Genomic DNA, 13,437 nt, shown 5'->3' with positions numbered 1-13,437 from the left:
TATTTTTTTCTTTTAAATTACACATAAAATATTTAGTGTCGAACTGAAAAGAGAACTGTTGATTTAATGAGAAATATCAAGGCTTTCAGCCTTGGGGTGAATTACACAGAATAATAGATAAGAGTAATTCAGTTTATTGAATAGTAATAATTTTCCCTCTCTTAGGTGATAATGTGAATAGGGAGGGATTTAAATGATAAGAGATGTCAAAATGAAAAAAAGACTTTGCCCTTGTGGATCTAAAAAACAGTTTGAAGAGTGCTGTTATACACCCATCTCTGGTGAAACTGCAGAAAATCTAAAAAGAGATATATATGATATCGTCAAACTAACTTTTCGTGGACAACCGCGTGGAGAACTTTGTCTTTACGTATCCTTGGTAGTGAAATATTTACTTTCGATGCATGATATTAGAAGTTATGTGGTTGCAGGGAGTTCAAGATGGATTGGATATCCTACATTTTTTGAGTATAAGCAGCAAGGAGAAAGACGAGAGTTTCACGCGTGGGTTGTTACTCAATATGGTGAAACTGTGGATTTGGCATGTGATGCTATTGAAGAAAGAAGTGACTATGATACACTCACTGGACCAAAGTTAGGTATTTCACCACCTATTGCATGTTGGGATAAAGTCCTTACTGATAGGGTATACACTCCAAATGACAAAGGTGTAAAATCGTTTGATATTGATAAAAGCGGTTTAAATGTATTAATTGACCGTGCAAATAAAATTATTGAAAACCTTTATTTGAAATAGGATTTAAAAAGTACCCTTTTGGGTGCTTTTTCTTTTATAGCAAAGGATAGGAGGACAGCTGATATAGAGAATTAGAAGTTAAGAGACTCTACAATTTTTTGATAAACCATTAAATTTTTCTGTTTGCTCCCGATTATATAGGTAAAAAGGAGTATTTTATGCGTATTGAAGTGGAGTATAGAGCTCATTATAAAAGTGGGAAAACACATAGAAAATATATTGTTATAAAGGTAGATGGGGATTTTGAGGACTTAGATGTATTTGGAGGAAAATCCTTCAAATATATGGAACAGGAAATTATGAAAAGAAATATCGACAAATATGAAAGAGTTTGGATAAATAAAGCTAAAAAATTGAGATAAGCAATTAGCATAATGGGGTGATTAGAAGGTATTATGCTTAATTTGTCGAATGGTTTAGATAGGGAGTATGTAGTGACTATTAGACTATTGTTTTAAAAATAATATTAAGGAGGAATGTACATGTTAGATCCAGGTGGATTTGTTAAAACTTGTAATCCAAGAGGAGCAGGAAAAACAATTTCAGACCCAGGCGGACTAGGTTAAGATAATTAAAGCATCCATTCATTGGGTGCTTTTTAATTGGCTATTTTAAAATAGGCATTATATCTAGGACAACTTATCCTTTACTACATACAATAAACTATCTTATCGAAAGGTGGTTTAATGTATGGGATGTAACTGTCGAAGATGTAGAAGAAGGGGTAATAGAGAAGAAGAAGTGGTTACTTGTCCTACAGAAACAGTTGTTAACACGCATACAAGGGAAAGAGTGATTAAACATATCCATCCTAAAGAAATAATTAATGTTCACCGTACAGTGGTTAGACATGAGCATTGTTATCCGGTACATGAACGAGATGTATATGAGACAGTTGTGGAAGGTGACGAAAGTGGCTGCGGTAATAACAACAGAGGTTGTGGCTGCCGCCGAAGAAACTGGTGTTTTTGGTAATCTGATTAGCATCCATTAGGATGCTTTTTCTTTTGCTCTCAAAAAGGTGGTGAGACTATGAAAGTCATGGATTGTTTGAATGCTGATCAACGGCATAAGCTTGAATCTGTCAAGAAGCAGAACAAGCCCAATCATTCTAGGCGTGAGCAGTACAGCCAATGGGAACTCGAAGAAATGATGGGATGTAATCGTGATACATTCAGGCGTGTGAATGGCGCCGTAAGGAGAAGATAGGGATGGGATTTATTGAATTATTAACATTGATCTTTGTTGTGTGTAAGATTGCTGGATTGGTTAGTTGGTCATGGTGGTTGGTGCTGCTGCCGGAGTTAATTGTTGTCGGGATTTACTTAATCATTGGAGTTACTGCCTTGATTGTTTCCATTGTGCAAAATAGGAATACCAAGAGATTATTTAAATCATCGATGAGAAGATGATGGCTGAGTACAAAACAAAAGAACAGAAGAGCAGCTTCTATAACAGTGGTGAATGGAAACGACTACGAGCAGCAGTAAAGAAGCGTGATCATTATGAATGCCAAGAGTGCAAACGTAATGGTCTTGTTCGCATTGATACCTATAGCTTCAGTGAAAGCGCAAAGCGAAAGAAGATTGAGTTAGTTGTCCATCATATCAAGGAGCTTGAACATCATCCAGAGCTGGCACTTGATGAAGATAACCTGGAGACAGTCTGTGTGGATTGCCATAACAAAGAGCATGGCCGATTGTTTGGAAAGATGCCGAACAAATGGGAAGAAGATGAAAGATGGTGACGGCATGAAGTGGAAACGAACTACACATACATGTATTGATAAAGACTGCGGATATACTGAGACAGATCATAAATGTCCTGATTCAAGGAAATGTATTAAGTGTGGCTTGCCGATGGATTCTAAATACGGTAAAGCAATCGAGAAGTAACCCCCCACCCAAAAACTTTGGTTTTTTTCGTTCACGGGACACCGGGGAGAGGGGTCTGCTGTCCAAATTTTTTTCTAATTATCACATGAGGGAGGGGGGATCAAATGGCCAAGCCGAGCAAAGCAAAACAAAATGAACTGATTGCAAAAGAAGTTGAACGATGGAATGAAATTTTTGCCGATTTATCGGATGAGAAAAAGGGTGCTGCTACCAGGTTAATTGAGAGAGTAGCTTTCATGACAATTACGCTTGAAATCCTCGAAGAGGATATTAAATCAAGGGGCCCAACTTATAAATTTAAGAATGGATCCCAGGTGATGGTTATTGAGAATCCCTCCCAGAAGTCCTATAACACGATGGTTAACCGGTATACGGTAGCCTGCGATAAGTTATTTGGTTTGTTACCTAAAGAGGATTTAGAAGATGCAAAGAAAAAAGCGAAGCGCTCTGCTAATGATTTGATATGATTCAAAATAGATATGTCACGGAATACATCGATCAATATCGCACTGGTAAGATTAAGCTGAATAAAGAGCGCATCATGCTTATTAATTACCTGGAAAAATATATATTGGTCCGCGATGATCTTTACTTTAATGATGAAATGATTGAGAACTATATCAAGTTCACAGAGAAATGGTACTTCCCTTTGCAATCATTTCAAAAGTTCATTTCCTCATTCGTATTCCTTTTCTATAAAGAGGATGATTCCGTGTTTTATGAGCAGTTTTTAATTAGTGAAGCAAGGGGAGCCGGTAAAAACGGGTTAATATCCTCGTTTGCCCATTTCTTTATTAGCCCTCTTCACGGAATACCCAGATATAATATTTCAATCGTAGCCAATAGTGAGTTGCAGGCAAAAACGTCCTTTAAGGAAATATATGATGTTATAAATTCTCATGAAGTTTTAGCTGAAATGTTTGATCATAAAAAAGCTGAAATAATCGGCAACGACACGAAAGCTTTGCTTCAATATCATACATCAAATGCAAAAACAAAAGATGGTTTGCGTGATGGTTGTGTAATTTATGATGAGATTCATCAATATGAAAATTCAGATACAGTAAACGTATTCTCTAGCGGACTTGGTAAAGTGCCAAATGCTAGGGAATTTTTTATTGGGACAGATGGCTTTGTTCGTGAAGGCTTTCTCGACAAGATGAAGGAAAGAGCAATGAATATCATGGAAGGGAAAGACCTAGAGGATCCGTTATTTCCATTTATCTGCAAGATAGATGATTCGAAAGAAATTGATGATCCAGATATGTGGGAAAAGGCTAATCCGATGTTTAGTGCGCCCCGTAGTTTTTATGCAAAGGGCCTATTCAAAAAAGTTTTGGCTCAATATAGGCAACTAGCAAACAATCCATCTAATCGTGAAGAGTTCATGACCAAACGAATGAATTATCCAGAAGTGGATTTAAATAAAACAGTAGCATCATGGGACGATATATTAGCCACTAACCGTCCTTTCCCTGATATAAAGCATCGTACGGCGGTCGGCGGTTTGGACTTTGCAAGCATCAAGGACTTTGCTGCGGTCGGCCTGCTGTTTAAGGTCGGTGATGATTATCTATGGAAATCTCATTCATTTGTCCGCCAAGGTTTCTTGAACAACGTGAAGTTAAAGGTCCCTATCAAAGATTGGGAGCAGCAGGGACTGTTGACAATCTTAGATGAACCGGTAATCAATATTTCTCATATTGTAGATTGGTTTGTTGAGATGAGGGAGCAATACGGAGTGAATACAATCGTAGCTGATACCTTTCGTCTAGATCTTGTTAAATCAGCGTTGGAAGATGAAGGATTCACTTTGCTATATATCCGTAATCCAAAAGCAATCCATGCTTTACTGGCTCCTCGTGTAGAAACGTTGTTTGCTAACCACCAGATTATCTTTGGAGACAACCCATTGATGCGCTGGTATACAAACAATGTATATGTACACATCAAGAAAGATGGCAATAAGGAATATTTGAAAAAGGATGAGGTTCGAAGAAAAACGGATGGCTTCCAGGCGTTTATTCATGCTTTGTGGCAAGCTGATAATATTTTGATTGATGAAATGGACTTTATGCTTGCTGATATTGATTTCTAAACGGAAGGTGATTTTATGGATAATCCGATAAAAGTGTGGATTTGTACAAAGGATACCATGAAGAATAGATTGTTGTGGAAAATAGCTTTCATAGCAAAGGTCATTAATTCTAGAAAGTTAGCAAAGTGGGCAATCAGCAAGATAGCGTTTGAAATTAAATAATTTTGCAATGTTTGGGGGAGGGTGGTGAGTGCGATTGAGTTTTTTGGATGCCGTCTTTCGGCGGAATAAAGAACTAGAATATATCTTCGATGCGGATCTGCTGCCGGACATGTCTAAACGAATTCATATGAAGCGGCTGGCCATTGAAATCTGCGCTTCTTTCCTTGGCAGGACCATCAGTCAGTCGGAGTTCCGTGTGAAAAACGGGAAGTCTTATAAAAAAGATGAGCTATACTATCGGTTAAATGTGCGGCCAAATAAGAATATGACTTCTAGCACCTTCTGGCATACGGTCGTTACCAAGTTAATTTATGACAATGAATGTTTAATCATCCAGTCCGATGATGACGATCTGCTTATTGCCGATACATTCAATCATAATGAATACGCGGTGCTGGAAGATAACTTTACGAATGTGGTTATTAAAGACTACGAGTTTAAACGAAGTTTTCGACAGAGTGAAGTTATTCATTTGAGATACCGAAATGAAAAATTAACACCTCTTATCGATGGTCTTTTCACTGATTACGGAGAGTTGTTTGGCAGGGTATTAAGCTCTCAGAAAAGGAAAAATCAAATTCGGGCAACGGTTGATATGGAATCAACACACTCGATGGATGAGAAGACACAGACTAAGTTACAGACATTCATTAACAAATTGTATAAGGCAATCGGAGATAAGGATATCGCCATTGTGCCACAGCAGCCAGGATTCAAATACAACGAGGCTTCAAGCGGAAACAGTAACGGTCCTGGAGTAGATGAAATTAATAAAGTAACAAATGGCTTTCTGGATCAGGTGGCAATGGCCATTGGTATCCCTATCAGTTTAATTCATGGCGATATGGCCGATGTGGAGAAGCAGACGAAGAATTATATGATGTTTACCGTTTCGCCGTTTTTAAAGAAGATTTGCGATGAAGGTAATGCCAAGTTCTTTACGATGAAACAATACTTGGCAGGCAATAAGTTGGAAACAAAGGCTGTCTCTTATCACAGCCTTTTTGATATGGCCAACAGTATAGATAAGCTTGTCTCTTCTGGTGCATTTACTGGAAATGAAATTAGACAGGAGGCTGGGTATGAAGCATCCGATGATCCTAACTTGGATAAGCATTACATTACCAAGAACTATCAAGAAATGAGCACCGGTAAAGGAGGTGATAAGGACAATGAAACAGATGAAACGTAAATTTGGATTTAAGAATCAGAAATACAATGAGCAGCTAGCGAATATTCCGCACAATTTTGCTGTAGAACATGATGAAGAAAAAGGTGTAAGCGATCTTACCATTTATGGTGACATCGGGGAATCGTGGTGGTGGGAATCTACTTCTGCAGCTGACATTGACAGTGCTTTAAAAGAAGCTGGGAACAATGATTTATTAATTCATCTTAATTCCCCAGGAGGCAGTGCCTTTGATGGGATTGCGATTTACAATAGGCTAAAATCACATAAAGGGAAAGTGACTATCCAGGTTGACGGTTGGGCCTGTTCAGCTGCTTCTGTTATCGCTATGGCGGCAGATGAATTAATCATGGGAGCAGGAGCAATGATGATGATCCATGAAGCAAGCAATATTGTATGGGGAACTAAAACGGAAATGAGAAAAGAAGCAGATGTGCTCGAGAAGCTAGAAGATGGCATCATTGATATTTACATGACTCGTGCAAATATCGAGCGTGAAGAAGTAAAAACTATGGTCAATGAAGAGACTTGGTTTAGTGCAAATGAAGCCGTTGAGATAGGCTTCGCAACATCTACTGCAACAACTGTGGAAGACAACGCGGACGAAGAACTGGCACAATTAAGAGTCCAGATGCAGTCCATGCAAAATGAATTGAACCAATATAAAAACCAACAAAAAGAGCCTGAACAAGCGCCTGCTGCAAAGCGGAACTTGAGCAAGCTCTTTTTAAATTTAAACTAATTGGAGGAAATGAAGAATGACAATTACCTTTAACAAATCAGAGGCATTAAACGATGCGAAAAAGAAATTAACAGCAGCTCTAAACAATGCAGAAGCAACAGAGCAAGATCAAACGGAAGCATTTGAAAACTACTTTGGCGCTCTACAGAATGATGTTGTGAATGCCGTTCAATCACAGGTAAATGATGAAATGTTGGATCGTTCTATTCTGCAGCAACGCGGGCAAAATGTTCTTACTTCTGAAGAAAAGAAATTCTTCAATGCTGTCGTTCAAGAAGGTGGATTTAAGAGTGATTCCATTCTTCCAGAAACGACACAAGAACGAGTTTTCGAAGATTTAGTATCAGAGCATCCTTTGTTAGATGCCATCGGCTTACAGGACCTTGGGGCGGTCACACGCTTTATCTATTCTGATGCAACTAAGGCGTATGCATGGAAGGAGTTATTTGAAGGTATTTCCGGTCAAGTAAACGCTGCATTCCGTTCAGAGAAAATCGGTCAATTGAAACTCACTGCATTTGCAGCTATTCCAAATGACATGCTTGAACTTGGACCTGAATGGATTGAACGATATGTTAGAACATTGTTGGTAGAATCATATTCTGTCGGTTTAGAATTTGGCTTTGTTAACGGCCGTGGAGCCACTAAAGATGAACCGATTGGATTGATGAAAGATGTGAATGCCGAAACAGGAGCTGTAACGGATAAAACTTCTTCTGGAACACTGACATTTGCTCCTTCTGAAAGAGGAGAAATTGTTGCTGGTGAACTTTATGGCGTAATCAAAAATCTATCTACGGATGCAAAGGACAAGCAGCGTAAAGTGGCTGGAAAAGTTGTGATGGTTGTTAACCCTATGGATGCCATTGCCGTTCAATTCCGTAATACGATTCAAACTGTGAATGGGCTATGGGTTACTTCTCTACCATACAATATTCAAATCGTTGAATCAGAAGAAATTCCTGTCGCAAAAGCGTTATTCTTCGTAAAGGGCGAATATATCGCGGTGATAGCCGGTGGCTACAAGTTGAAGAAATTTGATCAAACACTAGCTATGGAAGATGCTACCTTGTACACAATCAAGCAATTCGCAAACGGGAAGCCAAAGGATAATAAAACGGCCCTTGTTTATGACCTTGATATTAAATTTACGCCTAGTGTTTAAGGAGGATATATTTTATGGCATACAAAGTTATTAATCGATTTTTTGATATGGAGGATAACAGCCGACTTTATGAAGTAGGAGATACTTATCCGAAAGGCAGTCATAAGCCATCAAAAAAGCGGATTGAAGAACTGTCAAAAGAGCATCCGAAAGAAAAATGTGCATTTATTGAAGAAGTAAAGGCGAAGAAAGCAAAGGAGTGATGTTATGGACATCACTAAAGGAATCTTAAAGCAATTTAAAGATAGGATGCACTTGGGTGATTATGAAGACGAGAACCTGAAGCGCATCCTTTCTGCTTCTCTCCAGGAACTGACAAGGGTATGTGGTGCCTATGATATTGAAAGGGATGAACCATTTAAGGAACTCGTCTTTGAACGTTCTAGGTACGTTTATAACGATGCCCTTGAATACTTCGAGACGAACTTTTTAAGCCGGATTAATAGTCTAAGCATGGAGAAAGCTCTTGAATCTATAACTGTGGATGGCGATGCCGATGCAGCCATTTAAATACAATCCAAATAACCATACCGGCATGTTCCGGCACCGTATTACCTTTCAAAAGCTTAAGACAGTAGAGGATAATCTTGGACAGGTCATTGAGGAAGGCTGGCAGGATGTTAGTACAGCATGGGCAATGGTTAAAACCATGCAAGGCCGTGAGTATTATGCCGCGGCAGCTGCCAAGAGTGAAACCAAGTCACGCTTTATCATTCCGTATCAGCCTGGCATTGATTCTTCCATGCGCATCCTATTTGATGACCGGATATTCGATATTGAGCAACCTCCTATTAATGACGATGAAATGGACAAAACATTGACCATAATTGCAAATGAGGTGAAGGCAGGTGGTTAATAACTTTGCTAATCAGCTGGCTAGGACTCTACAAACCTATACAAAGGGAGTAGAGAAAAAGGTCAAGCAGGTTGAAAACAAAGTATCCAATGAAACGGTGGTTGAGTTAAAACAGAACAGTCCAAAGGATACGGGAAGTTACGCTGCAGGATGGGGAAAAACGAAGGTGGACGGTAAGACAGTCATCCGAAATAAGACGGATCCACAGCTTACTCACCTTCTCGAACATGGCCACGCAAAAGCCGGCGGCGGCCGAGTAGCTGCCCATCCACACATTCGTCCGGCCGAAGAGAGGGCTGTACAGAAATTCACCGAGGGAGTAGAAAGGGCGATACGATCATGACCCTTGCAGAATTGAAAAAGATATTAGATGCCACGGGCTTTCCTGTGGCTTATTCGCATTTTACGGCAACCGAGACTAAGCCAGTACCTTCCCCACCGTATATTTGTTACCTAACACCCTATACTTCGAATTTCAAGGCAGACAACAGGGTGTATAAGCGATTTGATAATGTTCAGATTGAATTGTATACCACTAAGAAAGATTTAGCCGCAGAAGCCAAACTGGAAGCTTTACTCGATGAAAATGAATGTACCTATGACCCTATTGAAACTTTTATTGAATCAGAGAAATTGTTCCAAAGAATCTATGAAATAAAAATGATGAGAGAAGGATGATGTTGAATGGCTAATTTAGCAAAAGAAAACAAAGTAACCTTTGGTCTTAAAAATGCTCACTATGCAACATTTACAGAAGATGCGGATGGATCTATAACATATGATAAACCGGTTCCTCTTCTTGGCTCTAAAGAAATGTCGATGGATCCTAAAGGGGAATTAAGCGAATTCTATGCAGATGATACTGTTTATTATGTTGCAGATTCCAACCAAGGTTATGAAGGAAGCTATACCCTTGCAGAGCTGCCGGAACAATTTCGTATTGATGTATTAGGGGAAAAACTTGAAAACGGGGTTATTACTGAAAATGCTAATGCCAAGATTAAGCCGATAGCCCTTTTATTTGAATTTGATGGTGATGTAAAAGCCACAAGGCATGTACTTTACAATGTGAAGGTTTCTCGTCCTGGCTTAAGTTCCGCCTCTAAGGAAGAAAGCGTAGATCCAAACACAATTGAACTTTCATTTACTGCTTCTCCGCGGGCTGACGGTGTAGTTAAACGTAAAACATCCGTTTCAATGGATGATGCTGCCTATAACGCTTGGTATTCTTCAGTATTTGAGCCTGCACCAACAGTTTAAGGAGGACTTAGTTTATGGAAAAAACAATCGTAATTGACGGTAAAAATGTTTCATTTAAAAGTACGGGAGCTTCTGCCTTAAGATACAAAGCACAATTCAATCGTGACTTTTTCGCGGATGTTTCTAAACTGGCAGCTTTAGAAAAATTGATTAAAAGTAAGGAAGCAGAAAATAATCCGGAGATTATAGAAAAAATCGATTTTACCTTTTTTTACAACATCGCATGGGTATTCGCCAAAACTGCGGATAAAGAAATAAAGGACCAGATGGATTGGTTGGATTCATTTGATTCTTTTCCCATTATGGATATTATTCCGGAATTGAAAGACTTGATAGCTATTACATTGCAGTCTAAAAAAAAATAAATGAAACCAATGAACAAGGAACGGACGATGGGGATTTCTCTTTCGATACGTTCCTTGTTTTGTGTTATGAATCAGGACTTTCCAAAGATGACTTGGAGGATATGACGATTGGGATGTGCCTGGACTATATCGAGGAATACATCGAAATGAAGAATCCAAGTAAGAAGAAATCCAAAGCAAGGAAAGCCAATCAAGCTGACTTTGATGCATTTTAAGTGAGGTGGAGCAATGCCGGGCAATATTAAAGGAATTACGATTGAAATAGGTGGGGAAACCAAAGGATTAGATAAAGCCCTCAAAGGTGTAAACAATCAAGCCATCGAACTTCAGCAGGAATTAAAGGAAGTCGATAAGGCTTTGAAGTTTTCTCCTGGAAATGCCGAATTGATAGCACAAAAGCAAAGGTTATTGAGCGATCAAATACAAGTCACTACCCAAAAGTTAAATCAATTAAAAGAGGCACAGGCACAGGTAGATGCAAAGTTTGCGGCTAATCAAATATCCGAGGAACAGTATCGCGCTTTTAATAGGGAAATAGCCAATACAGAAAGCTCCTTAAGCGGCCTGCAGAATAGATTGTCAGGGCTTCAGGCTGAACAACAGCGTATTGAGTCTTCCACAAGAGAATTGAACACATTGTTTCAGGCTACTGGCACTTCTGTGGATGACTATGCCAATACATTAGGTACTCATCTAACCAGTGCCATAAAGAATGGTACTGCCTCTTCCCGTCAACTAGATGAAGCGATTAGCAGAGTCGGAAGGCAAGCACTAGGAGCAAATGCTGATATTGACCGGATGCGGCAGGGCCTTTCGCAGGTTGATAGTGGCGGTTCTCTCAATGCAGTTCGTAGAGATTTAAGCCAAGTGGCTAGGGAAGCGGACTCTGCAGGAGAGAGTGTGAACGGCTTCGGAGATACCTTGAAGAACGTTGCAGCCGGGCTTGCGGCTGGTGGAGGCATTGCAGGTGCTGTTAAAACGGCAATGGATGTTTCCAGCATTAACACAAAGATAGATATTTCTTTTGATGTGCCTGAAAGTTCTAAGGAATCTGTTCGAGAGGCTATTCATACAGTTACAGCTTATGGAACTGATGCAGAAGAAGCCCTGGAAGGTGTTCGTAGACAATGGGCACTCAATAAGGATGCCAGTGATGAAGCTAATACTGCTGTCGTTACGATGGCGGGTACTATTGCTGCAGCTTATACAGGACTAGACTTTACTGAATTGATACAAGAAGGCAATGAAATAGCAGCTGCTATAGGTATTTCAAATCAACAAGCAATGGGATTGGTTGATACTCTTATACAAGTAGGGTTTCCTCCTGACCAATTAGATATTATTTCTGAATACGGCGATCAAATGAAAATGGCCGGGTTTGGAGCAAAAGAAATTCAAGCTATCTTTATGGCTGGTTAATTATTAGCCCCTTGTATTGGTGACGATACATTGAACGCAGAATATGCGGGAACACCCTAAAGCTAACAGTACCGAAGCGTAACAATCTGTTAGATGTTACAATGGGCAATCCGCAGGGATAGGCATATGCAAGCCCTCAACGACTACCAATGCGCAACTCAAATAGAGTTGATGGTATAGTCTAGTCCGACTGTTTAGACAGTGTTAAAGTACCGGGAAACCGGCGGTATAAACGATAGATACAAAATCATGGAATATTGACAATCTGTTAGATGGGATAAAAGAAGGCCGTATTCAAATGGCTGACTTTGGAGCCGGAACAGATAAAGCTACTCGTCAAATTATCGATGGTGCAGGATTGTCCATTAAGCAATTCGAAAAATGGGGTAATGCAATAGCACAAGGTGGAGAAAAAGGCCAGACAGCCATGTTCGAGGCAACTAAGGCCTTAGCACAAGTCGATGATGCAGCTGCGAGGAATCAACTAGGGACCAAGATGTTCGGCACCATGTGGGAAGACCAAGGGAAGAAAATAGTTAATACCTTATTGGAAGCTAAAGGAAAAGTAGTTGATTATGGTCAACAAGTTGAAACTGTTAATAAAAAAACAGAGGCGTTGAATTCCGATCCAACCATTGCAATGAGACAAGCTTTTTCTGACTTGAAAGATGCTTTAGATCCGATCTTACAAGTTATTGCAGAGGTTGTATCTAAATTAGCTGAGTGGGCTCAAAATAATCCAACATTTGTGGCTACTATTACCGCAATTACAACTGTTATTGGAATTTTTGCTGGGGCTGCTATAGCCTTAGCCCCAATAATTTATACGATAACAACAGCTTTACCCCTTTTAACAGCAGGCCTGGCAGCTATATCTACTCCAGTTCTTGCTGTAGTTGCAGGAATAGGGGTACTAATTGCTGCTGGTATTGCTCTCTATCAAAATTGGGATACCATAAAAGCTTATGCTGTAACTATTTGGGGAGCCATTAGTAAGACTTTCTCAGGGACCTTTAGTCAGATTAAGTCACTGGTCCAATCGGGACTTTCTGTTGTTAAATCAACTTTCACTTCAGCGATGAGCTCGATATCGAATTTTGTGAAAAGTATTTTGGATAAGATATCTGCATTTTGGAAGAAAAATGGTGCGGATATAAAAAATTTAGTTTCAAATGTTTTACAGGGAATCAATAGTATCATTCAAGCTGGCTTGGGTATCATTAAAGGAGTTTTTCAAGCCGTATGGCCACTAATTTCAGGTATTGTGAAAATTGCATGGGCTGGAATTCAAGCAACAATAAAAAACGCTTTAGATATAGCCTTGGGGGTTATTCAATTTTTCTTGAAGGTTTTCCAAGGTGATTGGAAAGGCGCTTTCAGTACAATTAAAGATACAGCTTTAAAAATCATGAATAACATTGTGTCTGCCTTCAAAAGTATTGATTTAGGAAAAATAGGAACAGACATCATCAAAGGTCTTGTGAAAGGGATAAAAAGCATGGTGGGGGCTGTTAAGAAGGCAGTCGAGG

The 13,437-nt window shown here is 39.4% G+C and carries 20 protein-coding genes and 1 pseudogene; all 21 read left to right on the top strand.

All coding sequences use genetic code 11. The annotated features are described in order from the left end of the window. Window positions 1-193 precede the first annotated feature (193 nt). Window positions 194-757 (top strand): YchJ family protein, encoded by a 564-nt coding sequence (locus ABC357_RS17605; RefSeq protein ID WP_412888911.1) that lies wholly within the window; start codon window positions 194-196, stop codon window positions 755-757. A gap of 158 nt (window positions 758-915) precedes the next feature. Then, window positions 916-1,119 (top strand): hypothetical protein, encoded by a 204-nt coding sequence (locus tag ABC357_RS17600; protein ID WP_412888910.1) that lies wholly within the window; start codon window positions 916-918, stop codon window positions 1,117-1,119. Between the two features lie 328 nt (window positions 1,120-1,447). Next, window positions 1,448-1,600 (top strand): annotated as a pseudogene (locus ABC357_RS17595) (hypothetical protein); the annotation flags it as partial. Between the two features lie 7 nt (window positions 1,601-1,607). Next, window positions 1,608-1,751, top strand: a complete 144-nt coding sequence (locus tag ABC357_RS17590; RefSeq protein ID WP_412888912.1) for a hypothetical protein — start codon at window positions 1,608-1,610, stop codon at window positions 1,749-1,751. A 38-nt stretch (window positions 1,752-1,789) separates the two neighbouring features. Then, a complete protein-coding gene (locus ABC357_RS17585; protein ID WP_412888909.1) occupies window positions 1,790-1,966 on the top strand; it encodes a hypothetical protein in 177 nt (58 codons plus the stop codon). Window positions 1,967-1,968: 2 nt separating this feature from the next. Next, complete coding sequence (locus ABC357_RS17580) at window positions 1,969-2,169, top strand: hypothetical protein (RefSeq protein WP_412888908.1); 201 nt, start codon at window positions 1,969-1,971, stop codon at window positions 2,167-2,169. Next, window positions 2,169-2,504 (top strand): HNH endonuclease, encoded by a 336-nt coding sequence (locus ABC357_RS17575; protein ID WP_412888907.1) that lies wholly within the window; start codon window positions 2,169-2,171, stop codon window positions 2,502-2,504. The genes ABC357_RS17580 and ABC357_RS17575 overlap by 1 nt, the downstream gene beginning before the upstream one ends. Window positions 2,505-2,756: 252 nt before the next feature. Beyond that, window positions 2,757-3,119: a P27 family phage terminase small subunit gene (locus ABC357_RS17570; protein WP_412888906.1), complete on the top strand. Its 363-nt coding sequence runs from the start codon at window positions 2,757-2,759 to the stop codon at window positions 3,117-3,119. After that, entirely contained in the window at window positions 3,116-4,750 is a 1,635-nt protein-coding gene (locus ABC357_RS17565; RefSeq protein WP_412888905.1) for a terminase TerL endonuclease subunit, read from the top strand. The genes ABC357_RS17570 and ABC357_RS17565 overlap by 4 nt, the downstream gene beginning before the upstream one ends. A gap of 190 nt (window positions 4,751-4,940) precedes the next feature. Next, window positions 4,941-6,104, top strand: coding sequence for a phage portal protein (locus tag ABC357_RS17560; RefSeq protein WP_412888904.1), 1,164 nt, complete (start codon window positions 4,941-4,943; stop codon window positions 6,102-6,104). Then, window positions 6,085-6,843, top strand: a complete 759-nt coding sequence (locus ABC357_RS17555) for a head maturation protease, ClpP-related (protein WP_412888903.1) — start codon at window positions 6,085-6,087, stop codon at window positions 6,841-6,843. Before ABC357_RS17560 ends, ABC357_RS17555 begins: the two co-directional genes overlap by 20 nt. A gap of 16 nt (window positions 6,844-6,859) precedes the next feature. Continuing rightward, a complete protein-coding gene (locus tag ABC357_RS17550; RefSeq protein ID WP_412888902.1) occupies window positions 6,860-8,008 on the top strand; it encodes a phage major capsid protein in 1,149 nt (382 codons plus the stop codon). Between the two features lie 14 nt (window positions 8,009-8,022). Continuing rightward, a complete protein-coding gene (locus ABC357_RS17545) occupies window positions 8,023-8,211 on the top strand; it encodes a hypothetical protein (RefSeq protein ID WP_412888901.1) in 189 nt (62 codons plus the stop codon). Between the two features lie 4 nt (window positions 8,212-8,215). Beyond that, the gene (locus ABC357_RS17540; RefSeq protein WP_412888900.1) at window positions 8,216-8,518 is read left to right on the top strand and encodes a hypothetical protein; all 303 of its coding nucleotides are present in this window, start codon (window positions 8,216-8,218) and stop codon (window positions 8,516-8,518) included. Next, window positions 8,505-8,864 (top strand): phage head closure protein, encoded by a 360-nt coding sequence (locus tag ABC357_RS17535; RefSeq protein WP_412888899.1) that lies wholly within the window; start codon window positions 8,505-8,507, stop codon window positions 8,862-8,864. The genes ABC357_RS17540 and ABC357_RS17535 overlap by 14 nt, the downstream gene beginning before the upstream one ends. Then, window positions 8,857-9,207, top strand: coding sequence for an HK97 gp10 family phage protein (locus ABC357_RS17530; RefSeq protein ID WP_412888898.1), 351 nt, complete (start codon window positions 8,857-8,859; stop codon window positions 9,205-9,207). Before ABC357_RS17535 ends, ABC357_RS17530 begins: the two co-directional genes overlap by 8 nt. Beyond that, on the top strand, window positions 9,204-9,542 hold the full coding sequence (locus ABC357_RS17525; RefSeq protein ID WP_412888897.1) for a hypothetical protein: 339 nt from the start codon (window positions 9,204-9,206) through the stop codon (window positions 9,540-9,542). The genes ABC357_RS17530 and ABC357_RS17525 overlap by 4 nt, the downstream gene beginning before the upstream one ends. Before the next feature lie 6 nt (window positions 9,543-9,548). After that, the gene (locus ABC357_RS17520; RefSeq protein ID WP_412888896.1) at window positions 9,549-10,124 is read left to right on the top strand and encodes a major tail protein; all 576 of its coding nucleotides are present in this window, start codon (window positions 9,549-9,551) and stop codon (window positions 10,122-10,124) included. A 14-nt stretch (window positions 10,125-10,138) separates the two neighbouring features. Then, entirely contained in the window at window positions 10,139-10,489 is a 351-nt protein-coding gene (locus ABC357_RS17515; protein ID WP_412888895.1) for a hypothetical protein, read from the top strand. 228 nt (window positions 10,490-10,717) lie between these two features. Continuing rightward, window positions 10,718-11,908, top strand: coding sequence for a hypothetical protein (locus ABC357_RS17510; protein ID WP_412888894.1), 1,191 nt, complete (start codon window positions 10,718-10,720; stop codon window positions 11,906-11,908). 298 nt (window positions 11,909-12,206) lie between these two features. Continuing rightward, the coding region (locus ABC357_RS17505) for a phage tail tape measure protein (RefSeq protein WP_459562756.1) at window positions 12,207-13,437 on the top strand (1,231 nt) is incomplete at its 3' end.

The sequence above is a fragment of the Bacillus kalamii genome, from assembly GCF_047238185.1.
Classification (GTDB): domain Bacteria; phylum Bacillota; class Bacilli; order Bacillales; family DSM-1321; genus Bacillus_AD.
Note: the sequence above shows the minus strand (reverse complement) of the source record. Positions and strands in the feature narration are given on the sequence as shown.

Bases quoted from the DNA above. Each gene is read 5' to 3' on its own strand.
- ABC357_RS17605 (WP_412888911.1), top strand. From the start codon at position 194: ATGATAAGAGATGTCAAAATGAAAAAAAGACTTTGCCCTTGTGGATCT.
- ABC357_RS17580 (WP_412888908.1), top strand. From the start codon at position 1,969: ATGGGATTTATTGAATTATTAACATTGATCTTTGTTGTGTGTAAGATT.
- ABC357_RS17535 (WP_412888899.1), top strand. From the start codon at position 8,505: ATGCAGCCATTTAAATACAATCCAAATAACCATACCGGCATGTTCCGG.
- ABC357_RS17565 (WP_412888905.1), top strand. From the start codon at position 3,116: ATGATTCAAAATAGATATGTCACGGAATACATCGATCAATATCGCACT.
- ABC357_RS17570 (WP_412888906.1), top strand. From the start codon at position 2,757: ATGGCCAAGCCGAGCAAAGCAAAACAAAATGAACTGATTGCAAAAGAA.
- ABC357_RS17590 (WP_412888912.1), top strand. From the start codon at position 1,608: ATGAGCATTGTTATCCGGTACATGAACGAGATGTATATGAGACAGTTG.
- ABC357_RS17600 (WP_412888910.1), top strand. From the start codon at position 916: ATGCGTATTGAAGTGGAGTATAGAGCTCATTATAAAAGTGGGAAAACA.
- ABC357_RS17515 (WP_412888895.1), top strand. From the start codon at position 10,139: ATGGAAAAAACAATCGTAATTGACGGTAAAAATGTTTCATTTAAAAGT.
- ABC357_RS17555 (WP_412888903.1), top strand. From the start codon at position 6,085: ATGAAACAGATGAAACGTAAATTTGGATTTAAGAATCAGAAATACAAT.
- ABC357_RS17520 (WP_412888896.1), top strand. From the start codon at position 9,549: ATGGCTAATTTAGCAAAAGAAAACAAAGTAACCTTTGGTCTTAAAAAT.
- ABC357_RS17540 (WP_412888900.1), top strand. From the start codon at position 8,216: ATGGACATCACTAAAGGAATCTTAAAGCAATTTAAAGATAGGATGCAC.
- ABC357_RS17510 (WP_412888894.1), top strand. From the start codon at position 10,718: ATGCCGGGCAATATTAAAGGAATTACGATTGAAATAGGTGGGGAAACC.
- ABC357_RS17585 (WP_412888909.1), top strand. From the start codon at position 1,790: ATGAAAGTCATGGATTGTTTGAATGCTGATCAACGGCATAAGCTTGAA.
- ABC357_RS17525 (WP_412888897.1), top strand. From the start codon at position 9,204: ATGACCCTTGCAGAATTGAAAAAGATATTAGATGCCACGGGCTTTCCT.
- ABC357_RS17575 (WP_412888907.1), top strand. From the start codon at position 2,169: ATGGCTGAGTACAAAACAAAAGAACAGAAGAGCAGCTTCTATAACAGT.
- ABC357_RS17545 (WP_412888901.1), top strand. From the start codon at position 8,023: ATGGCATACAAAGTTATTAATCGATTTTTTGATATGGAGGATAACAGC.
- ABC357_RS17550 (WP_412888902.1), top strand. From the start codon at position 6,860: ATGACAATTACCTTTAACAAATCAGAGGCATTAAACGATGCGAAAAAG.